The 20,356-nt window shown below is 72.3% G+C and carries 18 protein-coding genes; 12 read left to right on the forward strand and 6 right to left on the reverse strand.

Going from position 1 to position 20,356, the window contains the following annotated elements; all coding sequences use genetic code 11:
• Nucleotides 1-42 precede the first annotated feature (42 nt).
• The 3 genes from B1759_RS13400 (at nt 43) to B1759_RS20480 (ending at nt 3,440) form a co-directional block, all read left to right on the forward strand.
• Nucleotides 43-1,077, forward strand: a complete 1,035-nt coding sequence (locus tag B1759_RS13400) for an MlaD family protein (protein ID WP_095515572.1) — start codon at nt 43-45, stop codon at nt 1,075-1,077.
• Between the two features lie 100 nt (nt 1,078-1,177).
• Nucleotides 1,178-1,732, forward strand: coding sequence for an HDIG domain-containing metalloprotein (locus B1759_RS13405; protein WP_095515573.1), 555 nt, complete (start codon nt 1,178-1,180; stop codon nt 1,730-1,732).
• Between the two features lie 25 nt (nt 1,733-1,757).
• Nucleotides 1,758-3,440 carry a DUF445 family protein gene (locus B1759_RS20480; protein ID WP_095515574.1) on the forward strand — a complete coding sequence of 561 codons (1,683 nt, stop codon included), beginning with the start codon at nt 1,758-1,760 and terminating at the stop codon, nt 3,438-3,440.
• 117 nt (nt 3,441-3,557) lie between these two features.
• On the opposite strand, the gene B1759_RS13415 is transcribed toward B1759_RS20480, so the two are convergent.
• Nucleotides 3,558-4,472: an NAD-dependent epimerase/dehydratase family protein gene (locus tag B1759_RS13415; protein ID WP_095515575.1), complete on the reverse strand. Its 915-nt coding sequence runs from the start codon at nt 4,470-4,472 to the stop codon at nt 3,558-3,560.
• A 116-nt stretch (nt 4,473-4,588) separates the two neighbouring features.
• Here B1759_RS13415 and B1759_RS13420 point away from each other — a divergent pair, with 116 nt between their 5' ends.
• The gene (locus tag B1759_RS13420; protein WP_095515576.1) at nt 4,589-5,122 is read left to right on the forward strand and encodes a DinB family protein; all 534 of its coding nucleotides are present in this window, start codon (nt 4,589-4,591) and stop codon (nt 5,120-5,122) included.
• A 24-nt stretch (nt 5,123-5,146) separates the two neighbouring features.
• Nucleotides 5,147-6,103, forward strand: a complete 957-nt coding sequence (queG, locus tag B1759_RS13425; protein WP_095515577.1) for a tRNA epoxyqueuosine(34) reductase QueG — start codon at nt 5,147-5,149, stop codon at nt 6,101-6,103.
• Between the two features lie 15 nt (nt 6,104-6,118).
• Here the strand turns inward: queG and B1759_RS13430 are convergent, their stop codons facing one another.
• The 5 genes from B1759_RS13430 to B1759_RS13450 form a co-directional block, all read right to left on the reverse strand.
• Complete coding sequence (locus B1759_RS13430; RefSeq protein ID WP_095515578.1) at nt 6,119-7,687, reverse strand: cell wall metabolism sensor histidine kinase WalK; 1,569 nt, start codon at nt 7,685-7,687, stop codon at nt 6,119-6,121.
• A gap of 103 nt (nt 7,688-7,790) precedes the next feature.
• The gene (locus tag B1759_RS13435; RefSeq protein WP_198948879.1) at nt 7,791-9,812 is read right to left on the reverse strand and encodes a M13 family metallopeptidase; all 2,022 of its coding nucleotides are present in this window, start codon (nt 9,810-9,812) and stop codon (nt 7,791-7,793) included.
• Between the two features lie 174 nt (nt 9,813-9,986).
• Entirely contained in the window at nt 9,987-11,510 is a 1,524-nt protein-coding gene (locus B1759_RS13440; RefSeq protein ID WP_095515579.1) for a hypothetical protein, read from the reverse strand.
• A gap of 143 nt (nt 11,511-11,653) precedes the next feature.
• The gene (locus B1759_RS13445; RefSeq protein ID WP_095515580.1) at nt 11,654-12,790 is read right to left on the reverse strand and encodes an alanine racemase; all 1,137 of its coding nucleotides are present in this window, start codon (nt 12,788-12,790) and stop codon (nt 11,654-11,656) included.
• Nucleotides 12,791-13,020: 230 nt separating this feature from the next.
• The gene (locus tag B1759_RS13450) at nt 13,021-13,863 is read right to left on the reverse strand and encodes an RNA polymerase sigma factor RpoD/SigA (RefSeq protein ID WP_095515581.1); all 843 of its coding nucleotides are present in this window, start codon (nt 13,861-13,863) and stop codon (nt 13,021-13,023) included.
• 203 nt (nt 13,864-14,066) lie between these two features.
• On the opposite strand from B1759_RS13450, the gene folP reads away from it, so the two are divergent.
• The 7 genes from folP (at nt 14,067) to B1759_RS13485 (ending at nt 20,324) form a co-directional block, all read left to right on the forward strand.
• Entirely contained in the window at nt 14,067-14,966 is a 900-nt protein-coding gene (gene folP / locus B1759_RS13455; protein ID WP_095515582.1) for a dihydropteroate synthase, read from the forward strand.
• Nucleotides 14,963-15,805, forward strand: coding sequence for a diadenylate cyclase CdaA (gene cdaA / locus B1759_RS13460; protein ID WP_198948881.1), 843 nt, complete (start codon nt 14,963-14,965; stop codon nt 15,803-15,805). Before folP ends, cdaA begins: the two co-directional genes overlap by 4 nt.
• 127 nt (nt 15,806-15,932) lie before the next feature.
• Entirely contained in the window at nt 15,933-16,586 is a 654-nt protein-coding gene (locus tag B1759_RS13465) for a protein-L-isoaspartate(D-aspartate) O-methyltransferase (RefSeq protein ID WP_095515994.1), read from the forward strand.
• Between the two features lie 138 nt (nt 16,587-16,724).
• Nucleotides 16,725-17,039 carry a septum formation initiator family protein gene (locus B1759_RS13470; RefSeq protein WP_095515583.1) on the forward strand — a complete coding sequence of 105 codons (315 nt, stop codon included), beginning with the start codon at nt 16,725-16,727 and terminating at the stop codon, nt 17,037-17,039.
• Complete coding sequence (locus B1759_RS13475; RefSeq protein WP_095515584.1) at nt 17,036-17,362, forward strand: cell division protein ZapA; 327 nt, start codon at nt 17,036-17,038, stop codon at nt 17,360-17,362. The genes B1759_RS13470 and B1759_RS13475 overlap by 4 nt, the downstream gene beginning before the upstream one ends.
• A gap of 430 nt (nt 17,363-17,792) precedes the next feature.
• Nucleotides 17,793-19,508, forward strand: a complete 1,716-nt coding sequence (rny, locus tag B1759_RS13480) for a ribonuclease Y (protein WP_095515585.1) — start codon at nt 17,793-17,795, stop codon at nt 19,506-19,508.
• Nucleotides 19,509-19,604: 96 nt separating this feature from the next.
• A complete protein-coding gene (locus B1759_RS13485; protein WP_095515586.1) occupies nt 19,605-20,324 on the forward strand; it encodes a queuosine precursor transporter in 720 nt (239 codons plus the stop codon).
• Nucleotides 20,325-20,356 lie beyond the last annotated feature (32 nt).

Here is a 20,356-nt window from a genome sequence, read left to right on the forward strand (position 1 = left end):
GGGCCTCCTCCCACGCTCTACGCCCCCCGCCCCCCGCATTCCATGACAAACGAAATCAAGGTCGCGCTGGCGATCCTCCTGTCGGCCGTCGCCATCTTCTTCGGCGTCCGGTTCCTGTCCGGGCAGTCGCTGTTCGGCGGCGGCTACGAGGTGGTGGCCATCTTCGACGACGCGCAGGGGCTGACGCCGGGCGCGCTGGTGCGGCTCAACGGGGTCCGCGTGGGCGACGTGCGGGCGGTGGACCTGGGGCCCGGCGCGCGGCAGGTGTTCGTGACGATGGCCATTGACGGCGGCGTCGAGATCCCGCGCGGGTCGACGATCCAGACGGCGGGGCTGAGCGCGCTCGGCGAGGTCAACGTCGAGATCACGCCGCCCGTCGGCGCCGACGCCGGCCGGCCGCTGGTCGCAGGCGACACCCTCCGGGCGACCTCGACGCCGGACATCTTCGACCTCATCGCGGGCGAGTCCAACAGCCTCACCGCCCGCGCCGACACCGCGCTCATCGGCGCCGTCAACACGTTCACGACGCTCGACGAGATCCTGCAGAACTCGGGTGGCGACATCCAGGCGGTCCTCTCACAGCTCCGCTTCCTGACGCAGGGCGCCACGCAGCTCATCATCGACGAGCGCTCGCGCATCGACCGGACCATCGGCTCGCTGGAGGCGGCGGCAGCGAACGCCTCGGCGGTGTCGGACCGCGTCGGGCGCAACGTCGAGGACCTCTCGATCACCGTCGGCAACGACGTGGTCGCGACGTCGGGCACGGTCCGCACCCTCGCCGAGACCAACGCGGACTCGGTGACGGCGGCGGTCAACAACCTGTCGTCGGCCCTGCGGCGGGCGGACGGCCAGCTCCAGCAGCTCACGGCCCTGACGGCCACCCTGACCGCGCTCACTGCCGACCTCGACTCGACGCTCAACTCGCCCAACGGCACGATGGGTCTCCTGCTCAACGACCCGACGCTCTACTACAACGCCAACGCAGCCGCGGCGGCGCTCCAGCAGATCCTTCAGGACCTCCAGGCCGACCCTGGCCGCTACCTCGGCGAGCTGGACGGCGTCGTGAAGGTGTTCTAGGAGGCCGTAGCGAGCGGGGCGGGGCCTGTGGCGGCCGCCGCTGGCGCCGTCTGTCGCTCTGCCCCTCGCCGTCCCCCCTCCCGGTTCCTCCCTGAGAGCCATGCCCACCTACGCCGACGCCCTCGCCCTCTTCCACGTCTGGACCGAGACCGACAGCCTTCGGCGGCATGGCTACGCCGTCGAGGCGAGCATGGCGGAGATGGCGCGGCTCCGCGGCGGCGACGTGGAGGCGTGGCGCATGGCGGGCCTCCTCCACGACCTCGACTACGAGAAGCACCCGTCGCTGGACGAGCACCCGACCGTCGGCGTGGCCGAGCTGGCCCGCCTCGGGTACCCGGAGGACGTGCGGACGGCGATCCTGGGACACGCGCCGTACCTCGGCGTCCCCCGCGAGACCGACATGGCGAAGGCGCTGTTCGCCGTCGACGAGCTGTCCGGCTTCGTGACTGCCGTCGCGTTCGTCCGCCCCGACAAGCTCGACGGCATGACGCCGCGCTCGGTCAAGAAGAAGCTCAAGGACAAGCGGTTCGCGGCGGCAGTGTCGCGGGAGGACATCCGGCAGGGGGCCGACGAACTGGGCATCGGGCTGGACGAGCTGATCCAAATCGTGATCGACGGCATGGCGCGTGAAGCCTCGCGCCTCGATCTGGCGTAGGCTTCCCGCGTCCCCCCTCTGCTCCGTGCCTGATTCCACCGGTCCCCGCCGCATCGTCCCCGTCCCCGGCCTGCTCGACATCGATGCGGTCGAGGACGCCAATGTCGCCGAGGCGTTCGACGAGGACGACCTCGACGAGGCGCCTCCCGCGCCGCGCGTCTCGGCCGCCGCGTCCGCGCACCCCTTCGCCGACGACCTCGACGAGGTGGCGGCCGGGCTCGCCGAGGCGGCCGACCCCGCTCCTGCCGATGCCGTGTCCGGCGCCCCCGACCCGCTCTCGCCGCCCGACCCGCCGCCGCTGACGAGCGAGGGCCCCTCCGCGCCCCAGGACGCCATGTCGGAGCCCGCGGACCTCGCGTCGGAGCCCGCGGACCTCGCGTCGGAGCCCGCGGACCTCGCGTCGGAGCCCGCGGACCTCGCGTCGGAGAGCGTGGACCTCGCGTCGGAGAGCGTGGACCTTGCGTCGGAGCCCGCGGACCGCGCGTCGGAGAGCGCGACGCCCTTCCCCGAGTCCGTCGCGGAGGTCCCGCTGGTGGTCTCCGCCGACGCCGTCCAGCGCACCGCCGAGGTGGTGGCGACGGCGAAGGAGGCGACGGCCAGCCGGGGGCGCGAGTTGGCGCAACTGGTGGTGACCTACGGCAAGGCGCACCTGCCCGAGACGCCGGAGCGCGTGGTCGTGCCCGACGCCGGTCCGCCCCGGATGGTCGGCCGCATCGGCCAGCTGATCCCGGTGCTGTCGGTGATCCCGTGGGTGCTGGGCGCGCTGTTCGCGGTCAGCTTCTGGTGGGACTTCGACGGGATGGCGGTCGGGCTGTTCGGCCAGACGATCGCGGTGGAGGGGCTGCTGAAGGTGCTCACGGTGAGCGGCCTGATCGGCTTCGGGACCAACTGGCTGGCGATCACGATGCTGTTCCAGCCGCGCGAGAAGCGGGCCATCATCCCGCAGGGGCTGATCCCGGCGCAGCGCGAGCGCGTGATCTACCGGCTGAGCGAGGCCATCAGCCGCGAGCTGATCAACGCCGACATCATCAAGCAGAAGATCAAGGACAGCGGCGTGATCGGGCGGTACCGCGACCTGGCGCTCGGCGTGGTCCGCGGCGTGGTCGAGGACCCCGGCTTCCGGGCGGACCTGAAGGACCTCGCGCAGGCCTACGCGACCGAGGTGCTCGGCTCCGAGGCGGTCCGCCGCGAGGTGGCGAGGCTGGCCGTCGAGAAGGTGGAGGAGCAGGCCGGCAAGGGGCTCGGCGGGATGGCGCTGCGCCTGTACCGCACGTTCGCCGAGGACGACTTCCAGAAGCGGGTCGACCGCGCGCTGGACGAGTTGCCGGGCGCGGTGGCGCCGCTGCTGGACCGCATCGACATGGCGCTCGATGCCGTCCCGGAGAAGGTCGAGGCGCGGGCGGACGAGATCGAGGAAGCGGCCACGACGGCCATCCTCTCGTTCGTGGAAGGCTTCGACGTGCGGACGATGATCGCGGAGCGCGCGCGGACCTTCGACGAGGGACAGCTGGAGGGGCTGTTGAAGTCGACCTCCAACGAGCAGCTCAACTACATCAAGTACCTGGGCGCCATCCTGGGTGTGTTCGGCGGGTTTGTGATCTGGCAGCCGATCGGGGCGCTGGTGCTGTTCGTGACGATCAGTTTGCTGCTGTGGGGCGTCGATGAGGCGCTGGTGCGGGCGCGGCGGCGGCGGGAGGCCGCTGCGTAGGGGCGCGCCGTGGCGTGCCCACAGGCCATCGCGGTCGACCCCGGGCGTGCCACCAGCACGCTCCTCCGGCAGCGTCCAGGTCGGCGGCGGAGACACCGAGGCGGGCGGACCTGCGGGTCAGTACTGCCGCAGGTAGCCGAGCGCCTCCGCGTCGAAGGCGGGCGATGAGACCCCGAAGTCGGCGAAGAAGGCCGACGGGTCGCAGGTGTTGCCCTCGACCAGCATCTCGAACTGGGCCGGCGAGATGGGCAGCAGCCCGGCCCGGCCCAGCGTGTTGACGCCGACGCGCGCCAGCCCCACCGGCACCGGCACCACGGGCTTGGGCGTGATGCCCCCGCCTCGGGCGATCCGCCGGAGGACCTCGCGGTACGGGAGCCGCTCGCGCCCGGCGACGCAGTAGGAGGCGCCGTCGGACGCGTCGCGGTCGACGGCCTGGGCGAACGCCGACGCGCACGCGGAGACGTGGACGGGCTGCAGCTCGTACTTCCCGTCGCCGAAGACGGGGAGGACGGGGAAGGGCTTCACCAGCGTCTCCCAGAGCCGCTTGGCGAACTCCGGGTTGTCGGGGCCGGGGTCGCCGAAGAGGGTCGAGGGGCGGAAGATGACGGTGTGGTCGAAGCCCGCCGCGCGGACGATCTCCTCGGCCTTCCACTTGGTCCGCTGGTAGGCGCTGGGGCCATCGGGCCGGGCGCCATTCGCGCTCATGTGAACGAACCGCGTCACGCCCGCGGCCTGCGCGGCCTCGACCACGCGCCGCGTCCCGCCGACGTGGATTCGCTCGAACGTGACGCCCTTGGATGGGCTCTCGTCGATGATGCCGACGAGGTGGATCACGGCGTCGGCCTCGTCGAAGGCGCCGTCGAGGCTGGCGGCGTCGGTCACGTCGCCGTGGCGGACGTCCACGCCGTCGCGGGCGGCCAGCGCGTCGCCGCCGCTGCGGACGAGGGCGCGGACGCTGTGGCCGCGTTCGAGGAGGGCGTCGAGGACGTAGCCGCCGACGTAGCCGGTGGCGCCGGTGAGGAGGACGGTCATGGGAGAGTCTCTGGGTGTGGCGCGTTGAGCGGATTCACGGTGGAACGGTTCCGGCGAGGCGCACCCTCAGGAATCGGGGAGCCGTACGCTCGGCTCGCCACCGCACGCCGCGGCCCATGACCCGTCGCCTCCGCCTGCTCCACGCCCTCGACGCCCACCGCGTCGCCCTGACCGCCCGCCTGGACGCGCTGCCCGAGGCGGCCGTCCACGCGTCGCCCGCGCCCGGCGCGTGGTCGCTGGCGCAGGTCGCCGAGCACCTGCTGCGGATCGACTCGGGACTGCGGTTCGACGGCCCGCCCGCGTCGCCGCTCGCCCGCGCCACGTCGGGCGTGCGGAGCGCAGGGATCCAGGGCGTGTTGCGGCTGCCACTGCGGATCCCGGCGCCGCCCTCCGCAGGACCCATCCTGCCGAGCGCCGCGCCGCGCTGGCCCGAGGTCCGCGACCGGTGGGCGGGGCTCCGCGCCGGGTGGGCCGGGGCCGACGCCGAGGCGGGGACGGTGGCGTTCCGGCACCCCCTCGCCGGGCCGTTTCTCCTGGACGACGCGCTGGCGTTCCTGCTCGCGCACCACCGCCACCACGACGCGCAGGTCGAGCGGACATTCGGCAGCGTGGCGCGGTTCGAGACCCTGGAGCCCTCGCGGCTCGTGTAACCTGCACCGCCCACCCGCCCTCCTGTGTACGACTCCGCCCGCCTCGCCCGCGACCTGAAAGCCCAGGCCCGCCGCATCGGGTTCGACGGCGTCGGCATCGCGCGGGCCGAGCGGCTGGACGTGGAGGCGCGGCGCCTGGAGGCGTGGCTGACCGCCGGCCGCCACGGCGGCTCGGACGGGGCGATGACCTGGATGGAGCGCAACGTCGAGAAGCGCGTCGACCCCCGCGAACTGGTGCCGGGGGCCGAGAGCGTCGTGTCGGTGTTCGTGAGCTACGTCCAGCCGGGGCGCCGACCGGGCGAGGACGGCGGTGCCAAGATCAGCCGCTACGCCTGGGGCGACGACTACCACGACGTGCTCAAGGAGAAGCTGGCCGAGCTGTTCGACTGGCTCGACACGCGCACCGGCGGCGCGGGCGGGCGGGCGTTCGTCGACTCGGCACCGGTGATGGACAAGGCGTGGGCGCAGCGCGCCGGGCTCGGCTGGCAGGGCAAGAACACCAACCTGCTCACCACGACCCACGGCTCGTTCGTCTTCCTCGGCGAGTTGATCGTGGACGTGCCCCTGGAGCCGGACGTGCCGTTCCAGGCCGATCATTGCGGAAGCTGCACGCGCTGCCTCGACGCCTGCCCCACGGGCGCCCTCGACGCGCCCTACCAGATCGACGCGACGCGCTGCATCTCGTACTGGACCATCGAGCACCGCGGGCCGGACCTCCCCGAGATCGCCTCCGAGTTCGGCGCGTGGGCCTTCGGGTGCGACATCTGCCAGGACGTGTGCCCCTGGACCAAGTTTTCCCAGCCGACGCGCGACGCGCGCTTTCTCCCGCGCCCCGGCGTCACGGACACGCCCGCGCGTGAGTGGGCCGAGATCGACATCGAGGCGTGGCGCGAGCGGTTCCGGCGCAGTCCGGTGAAGCGGGTCAAGTACGAGGGCTTCCTCCGCAACATGGAGAACGCGGCGCGGAACGCCACGTCGTGAGGTGCACCGCGGCCTCTACCTGCAGGGCAGCGTCAGCGTGAACGTAGAGCCCTCGCCCTTGACGCTCGCAGCCGAGAGCCCGCCGTCCATCTGGCGGGCGAGGCGGTGGGCGATGGCGAGGCCCAGCCCGGTGCCGCCGTACTCGCGGTTGACGCGCGCATCCTCCTGCACGAACGGCTCGAAGACGGCCTCCAGCACGTCGTCCGCGATGCCGACGCCGGTGTCGGTGACCGACAACTCCGCCACCCCCCGGTCTGCCGACACGCGCACAGCGATGCGGCCTGCAGGCGTGAAGCGGGCCGCGTTGGAGACGAGCTGGTCGACGATCTGGTCGAGCCGGGCGGGGTCGGTCTCGACGAGGACCGGGTCGGCCGGACTGTGGAGGTCGAAGGTCAGGCCGCGGGCGTCGAAGTCCGCAGCGTAGCGGGCCGCGACCGACTGCGCGAGCGCGCCCAGGTCCACCGGCTGGCGGGCGAGGTCGAGGGCGCCGGTCTCCAGGCGCGAGAGGTCCAGTAGGTCCGAGACGAGGCGGAGGGCACGTGAGGCGGCGTCGCGGATGGTGCCCGCGAACTCGGCCACCTCGGGCGGCGCGTCGGGCAGGTCGGCCGTCTCCTCGACGAGCAGGTCCGAGAAGCCTCGGATGGCCCCGAGGGGGGTCCGCAACTCGTGACTCATCATGCGGAGGAAGGCCATGCGCGTCTGGGCGGCACGCTCGGCGATGCGGCGTGCGCGTTCGAGCTGTGCCTCGGCCTCCTTGCGAGCGGTGATGTCGGTGAGCAGGCCGCCCGCGATGGAGCGTCCGGCAGCGTCGACGCTGGGCGTGGCGCGCTCGGAGATCCAGACGACCTCGCTGGCGTCCAGCCGGAGGCGGACTTCCACCTGGGACGGTTCGCCGTTGCGGAGGCGGTCGTCGTGGGCCGCGAACGCCGCACGGTCCTCCCGGACGACGAGGTCGGTCCAGTCGGCGTCCCCCGCGAGGAGGGCGTCGGGATCGAGACCGGTGAGCGCCTCGGCCTGGGGCGTCACGAAGACGTACGCGCGGCGCCCGTCGGGCTCGTGGCCGAAGGTGAAGAGGGCGTCGTCGAGGTCGGCGACGGTGCGCTGGAAGCGGGCCTCGGCTTCGGTCCACGCCCAGAGGGTGCCGAAGAGAGCGCCGAGGCGGTCGGCGGCGGCGAGGCAGGCGGGCGTCCAGGGGGCCGAGCGGGCGAGGACGAACGCGCCGGGCACGGAGCCTTCGACGGGCAGCGCCAGCACCTCGGCCCGGCCGAGTCGCGTGGCCAGGGAGCCGCCGGTGGTCACGGTCGGGCGCCCACGCCGGAGGGTGGTCGCATCCGACCCCTCGACCTCGACCAGGTCCACCCACTCGTGGGGCGGCCACGCGGCGCAGCGCACGTAGGCGTCCGACTGGGCCTCGCCGACGAGGGCGACGGCGACCTCGGCGCTCAGCGCCTCGCCGAGGCGGGCCACGCCGGCCTCCAGCAGCGCGAGGGCATTCGGCCGCGTCAGCGCGACGTTTCGCAGCGCCGCCCCCGCCGCGTCGACGCGGTCGGCCAGCGAGGGGGCGGGCGGGGCGAGCGGGGCCATGCCCGAGGTATCGGCGACGCGGGCGCGCTCTGTAGCGAGCGCGCGGCAGCGAGCGTCTCCTGCTCCCTCCGCCTCGGCGCCGAGGCGGAGGGAGGTGCGAGTCCTACCAGAGGACGATCCGGTCCTCGGGGGCGAGGTACAGCCCGTCGCCCGGCTGCACGTCGAAGGCGTCGTAGAAGCCTGGGATGTGCGCGAGCGGACCGTTGGCGCGGTACTCGCCTGGGCTGTGCGAGTCCACCTGGAGGAGCTGGCGGAGGTACGGTTCGCGGTGCAGGATGCGCCAGACCTGGGCCCAGCCCATGAAGAAGCGCTGGTCGCCCGTGAAGCCGTCGATCACCGGCGCCTCCTCGTCCTCGGAGACGCTGCCGTCGCCGTCCGCGTCGAGCGACAGACGGTAGGCGCGGTAGGCCATCGTAAGGCCCGAGAGGTCGCCGATGTTCTCGCCGAGCGTCAGGCGGCCCTGGACGTTGGCGTCCGGGAAGGGCGCGTAGGCGTCGTACTGGGCGACGAGCCTGTCGCCGCGGGCGTCGAACTCGGCGCGGTCCGCCTCGGTCCACCAGTCGCGGAGGTTGCCCTGCGCGTCGTATTGGGAGCCCGAGTCGTCGAAGCCGTGTGAGTACTCGTGGCCGATGACGGCGCCGATGCCGCCGTAGTTGACCGCGTCGTCCGCGTCGACGTTGAAGAACGGCGGCTGGAGGATGGCGGCCGGGAAGACGATCTCGTTGAAGGCCGGGTTGTAGTACGCGTTGACGGTCTGCGGCGTCATGCCCCACTCCGCGCGGTCCGGCGCCTCGCCGAGCTTCGCCAGGTTGTCGGCCAGGCCCCAGGCGCGCGTCGCGCGGCCGTTGCCGATCAGGTCGGTCGGGGAGACCTCCAGCGCCGAGTAGTCCTCCCACTCGGACGGGTGGCCGATCTTGTAGACGTAGTTCTCGAGCTTGTCGAGCGCCTCGACCTTGGTGGCCTCGCTCATCCACGGGTTGCTGTTGATCGAGATCCGGAAGGCATCGCGCAGGTTCTCGATCAGCTCGTCCATCCGGTCGGCGGCCTCCTGCGGGTAGTGGCGGTCGACGTAGATGCGGCCGATGGCCTCTCCCAGCACGCCGGACGTGGCGCTGACGGCCTTCTTCCAGCGCGGGCGGTCCTCGTCCTGGCCGTTGAGGACGCGACCGTAGAAGTCGAAGCTGGCCTCCCCGAAGGCGGCCGGCAGCTGGCCGGCGGCCTCGCTCAGCGTGCGCGCCCGGGCGTAGGTCTTCCACGTCTCCAGCGGCACCTCGGCCATGAGGCTGTCGAGCCCGGCGAGGAACGACGGCTGCCCGACGATCACCGTGTCGATGTCCAGGCCCAGCGTCTCCATCATCACGTCGAAGTGGAGATGCGGGTGGTCGGCGATGAGGTCGGCGACGGCGGTCGGGTTGTAGCGGGCCTCGGGGTCGCGGTTCTGGATACGCGTCCACTGGTCCTCGGCGAGGCGCGTCTCCAGGTCGAGGATGTTCTGTGCGGCCTCCGGGCCGCCGTCCCATCCGGCGAGCTCGTAGAGCCGCGTCAGGTAGGTGACGTAGCCTGCGCGGGCGTCCGCGAAGCGGTCCTCGAGGTAGTAGCTCCGGTCGGGGAGCCCGGTGCCGGACTGCCAGAGCGAGAACACGTGGCGGTCGGAGTTCTTCGGGTCGACGCTGACGAAGCCGCTCACCGGCGCGGGGCCGTAGTTGGAGGCGTTCTGGGCGAAGTAGCGGACCAGGTCCTCGGCGGACGCGATGGCGTCGATGCGGTCGAAGTCCGGCTGCAGTGGCGTGATGCCGAGCGACTCGATGCGCGTCGTGTCCATGTAGGCCGTGTAGTAGTCGCCGACCTTGCGCGCATCGGGGTCCACGACCGCACCCGAGGCCGCGTCCTGGATGATGGCGAGCACGTCCTCCTCGGACTGCTCACGGAGCATGTCGAAGGAACCGTAGCGCGGCCGGTCACCCGGGATCTCGGTCGTCTCCAGCCAGGTGCCGTTGACGTAGCGGAAGAGATCGTCCTGGGGGCGGATGGTGGTGTCCATGGCGTCCAGATCGAGGCCAGACGTGCCCTGGGCGAGGGCGGGGCCGGCGAGCAGGAGCGCCAGGAGAGGAAGCAGTCGTCGCATGGGGTGGGGTGGGATGCAGAAGGAACCGGGCGGAGGATAACGGTGCCCGGCCTCCTGCCGTGCCCGTCCCGCCTCGGCGCCGAGGCGGGCAGGGGGCGTGCATACAGGTGGGCCTCCGAGCCTGCCCGTGGGAGGGAAGCTCGGAGGCCCGAACGGACGCGTGCGACGCAGGGCTCAGCAGGGTTCGGGGACGAGTCCGTTCGAGGTGAGGCATCCACCGCCTCCTCCGCCGCCTCCTCCACCGCCGCCGCTCGTGTTCGAGACGACACCCTGAGACGCGGTTACGACCGTGACCGGGAGGCCGTAGTTCGTCCCGGCTCGTTCCTGCTGCCAGATGTTCTCCCACGGAGAGTAGTAGAACGTGGTCGTGCTCGGGCGGCCCCAGAGCACCCCGATCACGTCCTGTGTGCCCATAGGGAGGCTGTACGTATGCACGATGGAGCCGCTGTCGCCGCTGTCGGCGAGCGGGAGTGTGCTGGGGTACGGCTCGTCGGGGGTGTGCGCCACGCGGTTCGCGCACAGGTTGCGGCGCCCATCGTCCCCCTCGATGTCGACGCAGGTCTGAGCGACGCGGCCCGACGTCGTGCCGGTGCTGCGGCCGGTCTTGTTGGCGTAGTTCCCCACCCCGAGGTAGGACGTGCTCCCCGAAATGTCACTCTCCGAGATCTCGCGGCAATCCTGGGAGTTGAGGTTGCAGCCCTCCGCGAAGATGACCCGTCCGCGCAACGTGGTCCCGGGCGGCGTCTTGACGAACGCCACGTCGGAGTAGTAGCCGTCGGTGATGAACCAGCCGCTCCGGAAGGGCGCCTCGGCGATCTCCGTGCCGACGAGGGTCGAGATGTTGGGGTGGTAGAACTGGAAGCTGGTCACCTGCGCCCGGTTCAGCGTGCAGTGCGCGGCGGTCAGGAAGCCGTAGACGGCGTTGTTGTACCTCACGATCGGCCCAACCGAGCACTCGTCCGGCGTGCCGTTCGGGAGCACCAGCTTGGCCTCGACCCCGCCGACCAGCGGGCTGAACGGGCTGTTTCGGATGGAGCGGGATGGCTGGTTCAGGAGTCCCGGCCGACGTGCCGAACTCGCGCCACGGAGCAGGCTGACCGGTTCGGCACGAATGAAGTCGGTCACGGCGAGTTCGTCGTCCGTCATTCGCGCCCGGACCCTCGCCGCGCGCTCCTCTGAGGCCGTTCCGACCACCACCCGTCCCCGAACCTCGTCGAGGTCGAGGGAGATGATCGTCCCCCGCCGCGCGAAGAACCGCCGCAGTTGCGTCTTGGCGCGGTAGAGGACGTGGAAATCGGGGCGGTCGCTGTTCTCTACCGGGCGGACGGAGATCTCGCGGCCCGTCGCTGCTGCGCCGCCTGCAGACCGGGCGTCCGGCGGGCTGACCGCGGCGGTGAGGTCGGCCAGAAGACGGGTGGTGTTGAGGCCCTCTCCTGGAGCGACCAGAGCCACCAGGCCGTGTCCGTCGTCGTTGGCGACGGCGCCCTTGAAGCCGGGGTGCCGAAGGCTGACCTCGTTGAGGACGGCGTCGAAGGTGGGGGGGAGGTCGGCGTACTGGTTGCCGTCCCCGAGACCTGCCGCATGGGCGTCGGCCGCTGCCGCCGCCGCCGTGTCGGCGGACGAGGTGTCACACCCCGTCCAGAGGAGGGCAGCGATGAAGAGGCACCCCAGGGTGCCGTGTGGAAGCAGGAGACGCATGGCCAGGGAGAGCGGGTAGGAGTCCCACCATGGTCGGGACGACACCCGCTCGCCGGATAGGCCTCAGTCCTCATTCAGGGGGGAGGCCTGCACCGGGGGCACCCGTGACGAAGCGCGCTACGAGGTGGTCGGAAGCTCCCGGGTCACATCGCCACCTCCTCGGCGGGCGCCCGGCGGTTGTAGCTGGACGCCATCACCGCGCCGTAGGCCCCCGCCGTACCGATCACGACCACGTCGCCCTCCTCGGCGTGCGGGAAGGGCCGCGCGTGAGCGAACGCGTCGCCCGTCTCGCAGATCGGCCCGACGATCTCGGCCACGCCCTCCGCCTCGGCGCCGAGGCGGGACAGGTTGACGATGTCGTGGTGGGCGCCGTAGAGCGCGGGGCGGACCAGCGAGTTCATCCCGGTGTCCAGCCCGACGTACCGCACGTCGCCCTTCCGCTTGACCTGGGTGACGCGCGCCAGCAGCACGCCGGCGTCGGCGACGAGGTAGCGGCCAGGCTCGACCCAGACCTGGAACTCGGGCCGCTCGGTGCGGAAGGCGGCCAGCGCGCGGCCCGCTGCGGCAAGGTCGAACGGCGCCGCGCCCCCCGTCGGCACGGGCAGCCCGCCGCCGACGTCCAGCACGCGGGCGTCCGGGAAGTGGGCGTCGGCGTGGGCGGCCAGGATGCGGGCCGTCTCGCCCCAGGTGTCGGTCTCGTCGACCCCGGAGCCGACGTGGGCGTGCAGCCCCACGACGCGCACGTCCAACGCGCGAGCCCGCTCGGCCAGCGCCCCGAGGTCGGCCGCGTCGACGCCGAACTTGGACGCCGTCCCGGCGGTGCGGACGTGCGCGTGGTGCCCCTTGCCGACGCCCGGGTCCACTCGCACGAACACGTCGTGACCGCGCCATACGTCCGCCCAGGCATCGAGCGTAGAGGCATTGTCGATCGTCACCCGGACCCCCTCGGCGAGGGCGCGGGCGACCTCCGCGCGGGGGGCGAAGTTGGGCGTGTAGAGGATCTCGGCCGGGTCGAGCGCAGGCCGCAGGGCGCGGACGTGGGCGATCTCGTCCCACGAGACGCACTCCGGCCGGAGCCCCTCGGCGGCCAGCGCGCCGATCACGTCGGGGTGGCCGTTGGCCTTGACGGCATACAGGTACCGGTCTGCGCGGACGTGGGTCTGGAGCGCACGGGCGCGGTCGCGGACGGTGTCGAGGTGGTAGACGTAGCGGGGCGTCCGCTGGTCGGCGAGGGCGAGGAGGGCGTCGCGGTGGGCGCGCCACCAGGGGAGGTCGGGCACGGGGCGTCGGGGGGAGAGACGCTAAGCTCCGACGCCTCGCGCGGGTGTGCCGGGTGAATCGGGCGCAGCGGCCGATCTCGGGCCAGGCCGGAGGGGCATCCCGATGCGCGCTTCCTAGCCAGACAGGCCTCAGAGCATCCACCTCGACACCGAGGCGGTCCGGGCTGGCGGATGCCTGGGACCTTCACTCGGTCGTGGACCCGGCGCGACGCTGGCCGTCGCCCCACGCGCTACTCGTCGATGAGGCCGCGGAGCTCCTGGCGGCGGCCCTTCTGGCGGAGCTTCCGGAGCGCTTTCTCCTTGATCTGGCGGACGCGCTCGCGCGTGAGTTCGTACTCCTGTCCGATCTCCTCCAGCGTCATCGGGTTCTCGCGGCCGATGCCGAAGTAGAGGCGCGTGATTTCGGCCTCGCGGGGCGCCAGCCGCGACAGTGCCCGCTCGATGTCGGACTTGACGCTCTCGCCGACCAGTTCGTCGTCCGGCGCCACGTCGGCTGCGTCGGCGAGCACGTCGAGGAGGTTGTTGTCGTCCTCATCGCCGAAGGGTTCGTCGACGGAGAGCGAGCGCGACTGGTGGCGGAGGGCGTCCTCGATCTTCTTGGGAGGCAGGTCCAGCTCGGCGGCCAACTCCTCGATGTTGGGTGGCCGCTTGTAGGTCTGCGCCAGCCGCGCGGACGCCTTGCGGATCTTCGAGATCGTCCCGATGCGGTTGAGCGGGAGGCGGACGGTCCGCGCCTGCTCGGCGAGCGCCTGGAGGATGGCCTGCCGGATCCACCAGACGGCGTAGCTGATGAACTTGAAGCCGCGCGTCTCGTCGAACCGGTTGGCCGCCTTGATCAGCCCGTAGTTGCCCTCGTTGATGAGGTCGCTGAGCGAGAGCCCCTGGCCCTGGTACTTCTTCGCCACCGAGACCACGAAGCGGAGGTTGCCCCGCACCATCTGGTGGAGGGCGTCCTCGTCTCCGTCCTGAATGCGCTTGGCGAGATCGACCTCTTGCTCGGGCGTCAGGAGCGGGATCTGCCCGATCTCCTGGAGGTACTGATCCAGCATCTGCTGGCTACGAGGCACGTACATGGCGGCAGCCCGGGGGGCGGCTGGGGAAACGAAGGGCGGGAGCGGTGGGGTCGGGTGGGGCCGCAGAGGGGAGCGGCAGGACGGCGGAGCGATCAGTCTACCACGGACCGCGGGAATGTGTACGTGGGATGAACGCCCGGGGGTTCCAGTCGCTCGGGGCAGGGGGCGTACCGTCGTAGCTTCGTCGTGCCCCATTCCGCCCTATGTCGCTTCTCGTCCCTCCCCGTCCGACCGTCTCGGCCCTGGACTGCCGGGGGCGGGCGCTCGTGCTGGACCGGCCGCACGTGATGGGCATCCTCAACGTCACCCCGGACTCCTTCTCGGACGGTGGGCAACTGGGCTCTGTGCAGGCCGCCGTGGACCGTGCTGCCGCGATGGCCGAGGCGGGCGCGACGCTGGTCGACATCGGTGGCGAATCGACGCGGCCTGGCGCCCGGCCCGTCGGCCTCGACGAAGAGCTGGAGCGGGTCGTGCCGGTCGTGGCGGGCATCGCGAAGGCGGTGCCGCACGTGCTCGTCTCGGTCGACACCACGAAGGGCGCCGTCGCTCGGGAGGCGCTCCGCGCGGGCGCCCACCTCGTCAACGACGTGACCGGCCTCCGCGAGGGGCTGGGGACGGCCGCCGCCGCCGCCGAGTACGGCGCGCCGCTCATCGTCATGCACGGCCTCCAGAAGACCGGCGGCTCGGCCCCGGCGGGGACCTACTCCGACGACGTCACGGCCGACGTGATCGCCTCGCTCCGCCAGTCGGTCGCTCGCGCCCACGCTGCAGGCGTGGCCGACGTGGTCGTGGACCCGGGCGTCGGCTTCGGCAAGACGGTCGCCCAGAACCTCCGGCTCATCGCCGAGGTGGACCGGCTCGTGGCCGAGGACTGGCCGGTGCTGGTCGGCGTGTCGCGCAAGAGCACCGTCGGCGCCGTGCTCGGTGCGCCCGGTGCGCCCGCGCCGGTCGGCGAGCGGCTCTACGGGTCGCTCGGGCTGGCCGCGCTGGCGGTCGTCCGCGGCGCCCGCATCGTGCGCGCCCACGACGTGCGGGAGACGGCTGAAGTGCTGCGCGTGATCGAGGCGGCCCTGGAGGCCGCGCAACCGTCGGACCGCTCGTGACCGGGACCCTCGCGCTGCTCCTGCAGGAGGGCCTTCGGATCGGCTTCGTGCCCGTCCGCTGGCTGGACTTACTCGACATCGCCATCACGGCGGTGCTCGTGTACCAGGTGTACCGCCTGATTCGCGGCACCATCGCGGTGCAGGTGGCGGTCGCGCTGCTGGGCCTCTACGCCGTCAACGAGGTCGTCCGCGCGGTCGGCCTGACGACGCTGACGACGCTCTTCGGGGCCGTCGGGGACGTGTTCGTGCTGGCGGTCCTGATTCTGTTCGCGCCCGAGATCCGGCAGGCGCTCTTCCTCCTCGGCCGCAACCCGATCGTGCGGCGCCTGGTGACGCAGCCGCCCCGGCAGAAGATCACCGACGAGGTGATCGGGGCGATCCAGGAGATGAGCCGCGACCGCGTCGGCTCGCTGATCGCCTTCGCGCGGTCGACGGGCCTGCGCAACTACATCGAGTCCGGCACCCAGATCCACGCCGACGTCGAGCGCGACCTGCTGACGGCCATCTTCTTCCCCAACTCGCCGCTCCACGACGGCGCCGTGATCGTGCAGGGCCAAAAGGTGGAGGCCGCCCGCTGCATCCTGCCCGTCTCCGACGCCCGCGGCCTCGACCCGCACCTCGGCTTGCGGCACCGCGCCGCCGTCGGCCTGACCGAGCGCACCGACGCGTTCGTGATCGTGACCTCCGAGGAGACCGGCAAGATCTCGGTCGCCGAGAACGGCCGCCTCGACGTGGGCCTCAGCCTCGCCCAGGTGGAGGAGCGCCTGCTCGACGCGTTCTCGCCCGACCGCCGCGAGACAGCGGCCGCCGACGAGTCCGCCCCGGCCGACGCGACATGATGAAGGGACTCCTGCGACACGCCAGACCGGCGTGGGTGGTGCGTGGTGTGCGTCCGGCCTGCGCCACGCACCCTACGCACCACAGCCCGCCGTCTCGCCCGTCCTCGATGCCGCTTTTCCCGTGCTCCTGACCGACCGCCAGGCCGCCGCCTTCCGCCGGCGCCTCGTCCGCGACCTCCGCGACAAGGGCATCGCCGACGAGCGCGTGCTCGACGCCGTCGCGCAGGTGCCGCGCCACCGCTTCATCCCTGACGACGGCCTCCACCGGCAGGCCTACGACGACGTGGCGCTCCCCATCGGGGAGGGCCAGACCATCTCGCAGCCGTTCACCGTCGCCCGGATGACGGAGCTGCTGGCCGTCCAGCCGGGCGACCGCGTGCTGGAGGTGGGCACGGGGAGTGGGTATCAGGCGGCCATCCTCGCGACGCTCGGCGCACGGGTGTTCTCCATCGAGCGCCACGCCAAGCTGCTCCGCAAGACGACCCCCGTGCTGAAGGCCCTCGGGCTGACCGTCCGCACGCAGGCAGGCGACGGCACCTACGGCTGGCCCGCCCTCGCCCCCTTCGACGCCATCATCGTCACGGCGGGCGGCCCCACCGTCCCCACTGAGCTGACCGACCAGCTCCGCGCTCCCGCACCCGGCCGCGCCGACGCGCGCCTGCTCATCCCCGTCGGCCCGCCGACGCAGCAGGTCCTCCACCGGATCACCCGCACCGGCTCGGAGGCGCTGGCCGACGAGACGTTCAACGACGTGCTCTTCGTCCCGCTCGTGCGAGGCTAGCTCGGCGCCGACCTCAGTCTCCGCGCCCCACCTCGGCGCCGAGGCGGGGGGGCTCGGCTACGCCGACGGCGCTAGGCACCGACTGGGGGATGCCCGGCGTCGGTTCATGTCTATCTTGAGGCGTCCCCGCCCCCGCGCATGGAGCCCACCGCCCCGTCCGAGGCCGACCCGGCACGCCCGGAGTCCCGCCCCGACTGGCGGTCGCTGAGTCACCTCCGCGACCGTGTGGAGGCGGCTGTGCGCGAGATCGAGCGGCTCCGCGCCGAGAACGCCGACCTGGCGCGGCGCGTCACCGAGCTCCAGGACGGGCCTGCGAGCGCCCCGTCGTTCCGCTTCGGCGACGGCGACGACCCGGACGCGCTGAAGGCGCGCGTGCAGGGCTTTATCGACCTCGTCGACGGCCTCCTCCAGGCCGACGAGCCCGGCGGCGACGGCAGCCCCTCGGACGGATGAGCACCGCCGACCCCGTCTCGGTCCGCGTGCGGATCCTCGACCGCGACTACCCGCTGCGGGTGGCGCCCGGGGACGAGGACTACACGGTCCACCTCGCGGCCCGGGTCGACGAGCGGCTGCGGCGGCTTCGCCAGCAGCTTCCCTCGCAGCCCGACATGACGCACGCGGTGCTCGTGGCGCTGGAACTGGCCGAGGAGCTCTACGCCGCCCGCGCCGAGACCGACCGTCTCCGCGCTCGCCTGGAGATCGAGTCGGCCGCTCTGGCCGACCGCCTCGACGACGCGCTGGCCGGAATCCCCTCCGACCGCTCCGACGACGCCTGACGGCTGGGGAATTCGCGGCCTCTCTCGGAACGCCGCACGGGGCGGGGCGATATTGGGTCTGCGCGCACCGGGGGTCTCCCTCGGCGCACGCTCACCGGCTTGTAGCCACCGCATGGGAACCTGAACAGCGTTTACCGCGGGGGCTCTGTTTAGGGCCTGACCATCAGACCGCACTCCCGCCCGGTTCGCCGGGCGAGACTCCGAGGCTTCGCCTCGGGCCGCGGAAGGCGAGAGGGTCTGAGGAGCCCCCACATTGTCAGACGAGCAAGGTTCTCGTCCAAGCGCTGCAGGCTGGTGCCTCTGTTCGACCCGAGCCGCCGCCGGCGATTGCCGACGGCCATGGCCGGGTCCGCGTGCGAGCGCCCCGGCGACCGGTCCGGGGCGCTCGCGTCGCACCGTTTCGGCCCGTCTCCCTCGTCCCCCCGCCCCGATGGACCCGCTCACGCTCGCCCTCGCTGCCCTCGGTGTCGTCCTGGCGTTGGCCGTGGGGTTCGTCGGCGCGCGGGTGGGGCGAGGGGGGACCGCGGCGGCGGCGTTCGAGGACGCGACGCAGCGCGCTGAGGCGCTCACGGCTCGCACCGAGGCCGAGGCCGTCCGCTTCCAGGAGCGCGCCGACGCTGCGCAGGCCGAGCTGGCGACCGCGCGGGAGGAGGCCCGTCGGCGCCGCGCTCGGCTGGAGCAGCGCGTCGCCGAGGTGAAAGAGCGCCACCAGAAAGCCCGTGAGAAGCTCGACGCCGCCCGCCTCCGCATCGACAAGAAGACGAAGCGGCTGGCCGCCCGCGAGACGACGCTCGACACCGCCGTGGCGGCGGTCGAGGCGCTCACCGCCGCCGCGGAGCGACGCCGCACCGAGGCCGACGCCCTCCGCGAGCAGGTCCAGGGGCTGGCTACGACGGTCGGCCGGCGCCAGCAGGAGATCGCCGGGCGCGAGCGCGAGGTGGAGGCCCTGCACGCGCGGCTCTCCGAGGAGACGGCCCGCCTCGACCGGCTCGTGGAGGAGCACCTCGGCAAGCTGGAGCGCGCTGCCGACCTGTCGCGCGACGAGGCACGCGAGCGGCTCGTCAACGAACTCACGCGCGAGGCCAAGCTGGAGGCCGCCGGGGCCGTCAAGGACGCCCGCGACCGCGCCCGCGAGACGGCCCAGCGCGAGGCCACCAAGGTCATCCTCAAGGCCATCCAGCGGCTCGCCGCGACGGCTACCATCGAGCACACCGTCTCGGCGGTGCCGCTCAAGAGCGAGGACATGAAGGGCCGTGTGATCGGCCGCGAGGGGCGCAACATCCGCGCGTTCGAGGCCGCCACAGGGGTCGAGGTGATCGTGGACGACACGCCGGACGCGGTGCTGGTGTCCGGCTTCGACCCGGTCCGCCGCGAGGTCGCCCGGATCTCGCTCATCCGCCTGCTGGACGACGGCCGGATCCACCCGGCGCGTATCGAGGAGGTGGTTGAGGCCGTCCGCGAAGAGATCGACACCGAGATCATGGAGGTCGGCGAGCAGACGGCGCTGGAGCTCCAGTTGCACGGCCTCCACCCCGAGCTGGTCAAGCTCGTCGGGCGGATGAAGTACCGGGCGAGCTACGGCCAGAACCTGCTCCACCACTCCATCGAGGTGGCCAAGCTGTCCGGGCTGATGGCCGCCGAACTGGGGCTGGACGCGCGCAAGGCCCGCCGCGCCGGTCTCCTCCACGACATCGGCAAGGTCATCGAGGGCGACCTGGAGCAGCCGCACGCCATCGCGGGCATGGAGCTGGCGCGGCGCTACAAGGAGCACCCGGACGTGGCCAACGCCGTCGGCGCGCACCACGACGAGGTGCCCATGGCGACGCCCATCGCGCCCATCGTGCAGGCGGCCGATGCCGCCTCGGGGGCCCGGCCCGGCGCCCGCCGCGAGGCGCTGGAGCGCTACGTGCAGCGTCTCAAGGGGCTGGAGCAGATCGCGTCCGACTTCGAGGGCGTCCTCCAGGCCTACGCCATCCAGGCAGGCCGCGAGATCCGTGTGATGGTGGACACGGCCCAGGTGTCGGACGCCGTCGCGGAGTCGCTCGCGAGCGACATCTGCCGCCGCATCGAGCGTGAGATGGAGTACCCCGGCCAGATCAAGGTGACCGTGATCCGCGAGGTCCGCGCGGTCTCTATCGCGAAGTAGCGTTCGGCGCCGGGACGCGAGCACCGCGCCCGCCTGGCGCTGAGGTGGAGGCAGCCCGGCGTCTCTGGTACACCCGGGTGCTGGTAGACTCCCCGCATGAGCGTCCTCACCCGCCCCCAGAAGGTCTACGTCGTCTGCGCGGCCGTCTTTCTGACGGCGCTCGTGATCGCGGAGGTGACCGCGGGCAAGTTCTTCACCGCGTTCGACCTGCCGGTCCCGCTCCGCATCCTGGGCGTGGAGTTCGAGAGCGTGGTCATGACCGCAGGCGTGATCGCGTTCCCGGTCACGTTCATCGTGACCGACGTGATGAACGAGTACTTCGGCACGGCCGGGATCCGGTTCGTGACGTACGTGGGGCTGGCGATGGTCGTGTTCGCGTTCGGCCTGCTCCAGATCGCGCTCGCGATGCCGACGGCGCCCCTCTCGCCGGTCCCCGACGCGGCGTTCGCGGCCGTCTTCGGCACCACGACGCGCGTGATAGTGGGAAGCCTCGTGGCGTACGTCATCGGGCAACTGGTCGACATCGCGCTCTTCCACCGCCTCCGCCAGTGGACCGACGGTCGCCACCTCTGGCTCCGCGCGACGGGCTCAACGCTGGGCTCGCAGTTCATCGACACGTTCGTCGTGCTGACGGTGGCGTTCGCGGGGCAGTTGGCGCTGGGCGAGATCGTCGCGATCACGCTGTTCAACTACGGCTACAAGGTGGGCATCGCGGTCGCCATCACGCCGCTGGTGTATGTCGCCCACGCGGCCATCGACCGGTACCTGGGGCACGATCTGGCCACCCGACTGGAAGAGTCTGCCGAAGCGGCGTGAGCGCGCCTGCCCCGTGAGCGGGTGCGTGGGGC

This window comes from Rubrivirga sp. SAORIC476, from assembly GCF_002283555.1.
Taxonomy (GTDB): Bacteria; Bacteroidota; Rhodothermia; order Rhodothermales; family Rubricoccaceae; genus Rubrivirga.

What these genes read in the sequence shown, in the direction of transcription:
- B1759_RS13475 (WP_095515584.1), top strand. Translation starts at nt 17,036, where the DNA reads ATGAGCACCGCCGACCCCGTCTCGGTCCGCGTGCGGATCCTCGACCGC.
- B1759_RS13485 (WP_095515586.1), top strand. Translation starts at nt 19,605, where the DNA reads ATGAGCGTCCTCACCCGCCCCCAGAAGGTCTACGTCGTCTGCGCGGCC.
- B1759_RS13400 (WP_095515572.1), top strand. Translation starts at nt 43, where the DNA reads ATGACAAACGAAATCAAGGTCGCGCTGGCGATCCTCCTGTCGGCCGTC.
- B1759_RS13470 (WP_095515583.1), top strand. Translation starts at nt 16,725, where the DNA reads ATGGAGCCCACCGCCCCGTCCGAGGCCGACCCGGCACGCCCGGAGTCC.
- folP (WP_095515582.1), top strand. Translation starts at nt 14,067, where the DNA reads ATGTCGCTTCTCGTCCCTCCCCGTCCGACCGTCTCGGCCCTGGACTGC.
- B1759_RS13415 (WP_095515575.1), bottom strand. Translation starts at nt 4,472, where the DNA reads ATGACCGTCCTCCTCACCGGCGCCACCGGCTACGTCGGCGGCTACGTC.
- B1759_RS13405 (WP_095515573.1), top strand. Translation starts at nt 1,178, where the DNA reads ATGCCCACCTACGCCGACGCCCTCGCCCTCTTCCACGTCTGGACCGAG.
- B1759_RS13440 (WP_095515579.1), bottom strand. Translation starts at nt 11,510, where the DNA reads ATGCGTCTCCTGCTTCCACACGGCACCCTGGGGTGCCTCTTCATCGCT.
- B1759_RS13435 (WP_198948879.1), bottom strand. Translation starts at nt 9,812, where the DNA reads ATGCGACGACTGCTTCCTCTCCTGGCGCTCCTGCTCGCCGGCCCCGCC.
- rny (WP_095515585.1), top strand. Translation starts at nt 17,793, where the DNA reads ATGGACCCGCTCACGCTCGCCCTCGCTGCCCTCGGTGTCGTCCTGGCG.
- B1759_RS13450 (WP_095515581.1), bottom strand. Translation starts at nt 13,863, where the DNA reads ATGTACGTGCCTCGTAGCCAGCAGATGCTGGATCAGTACCTCCAGGAG.
- B1759_RS13430 (WP_095515578.1), bottom strand. Translation starts at nt 7,687, where the DNA reads ATGGCCCCGCTCGCCCCGCCCGCCCCCTCGCTGGCCGACCGCGTCGAC.
- B1759_RS13420 (WP_095515576.1), top strand. Translation starts at nt 4,589, where the DNA reads ATGACCCGTCGCCTCCGCCTGCTCCACGCCCTCGACGCCCACCGCGTC.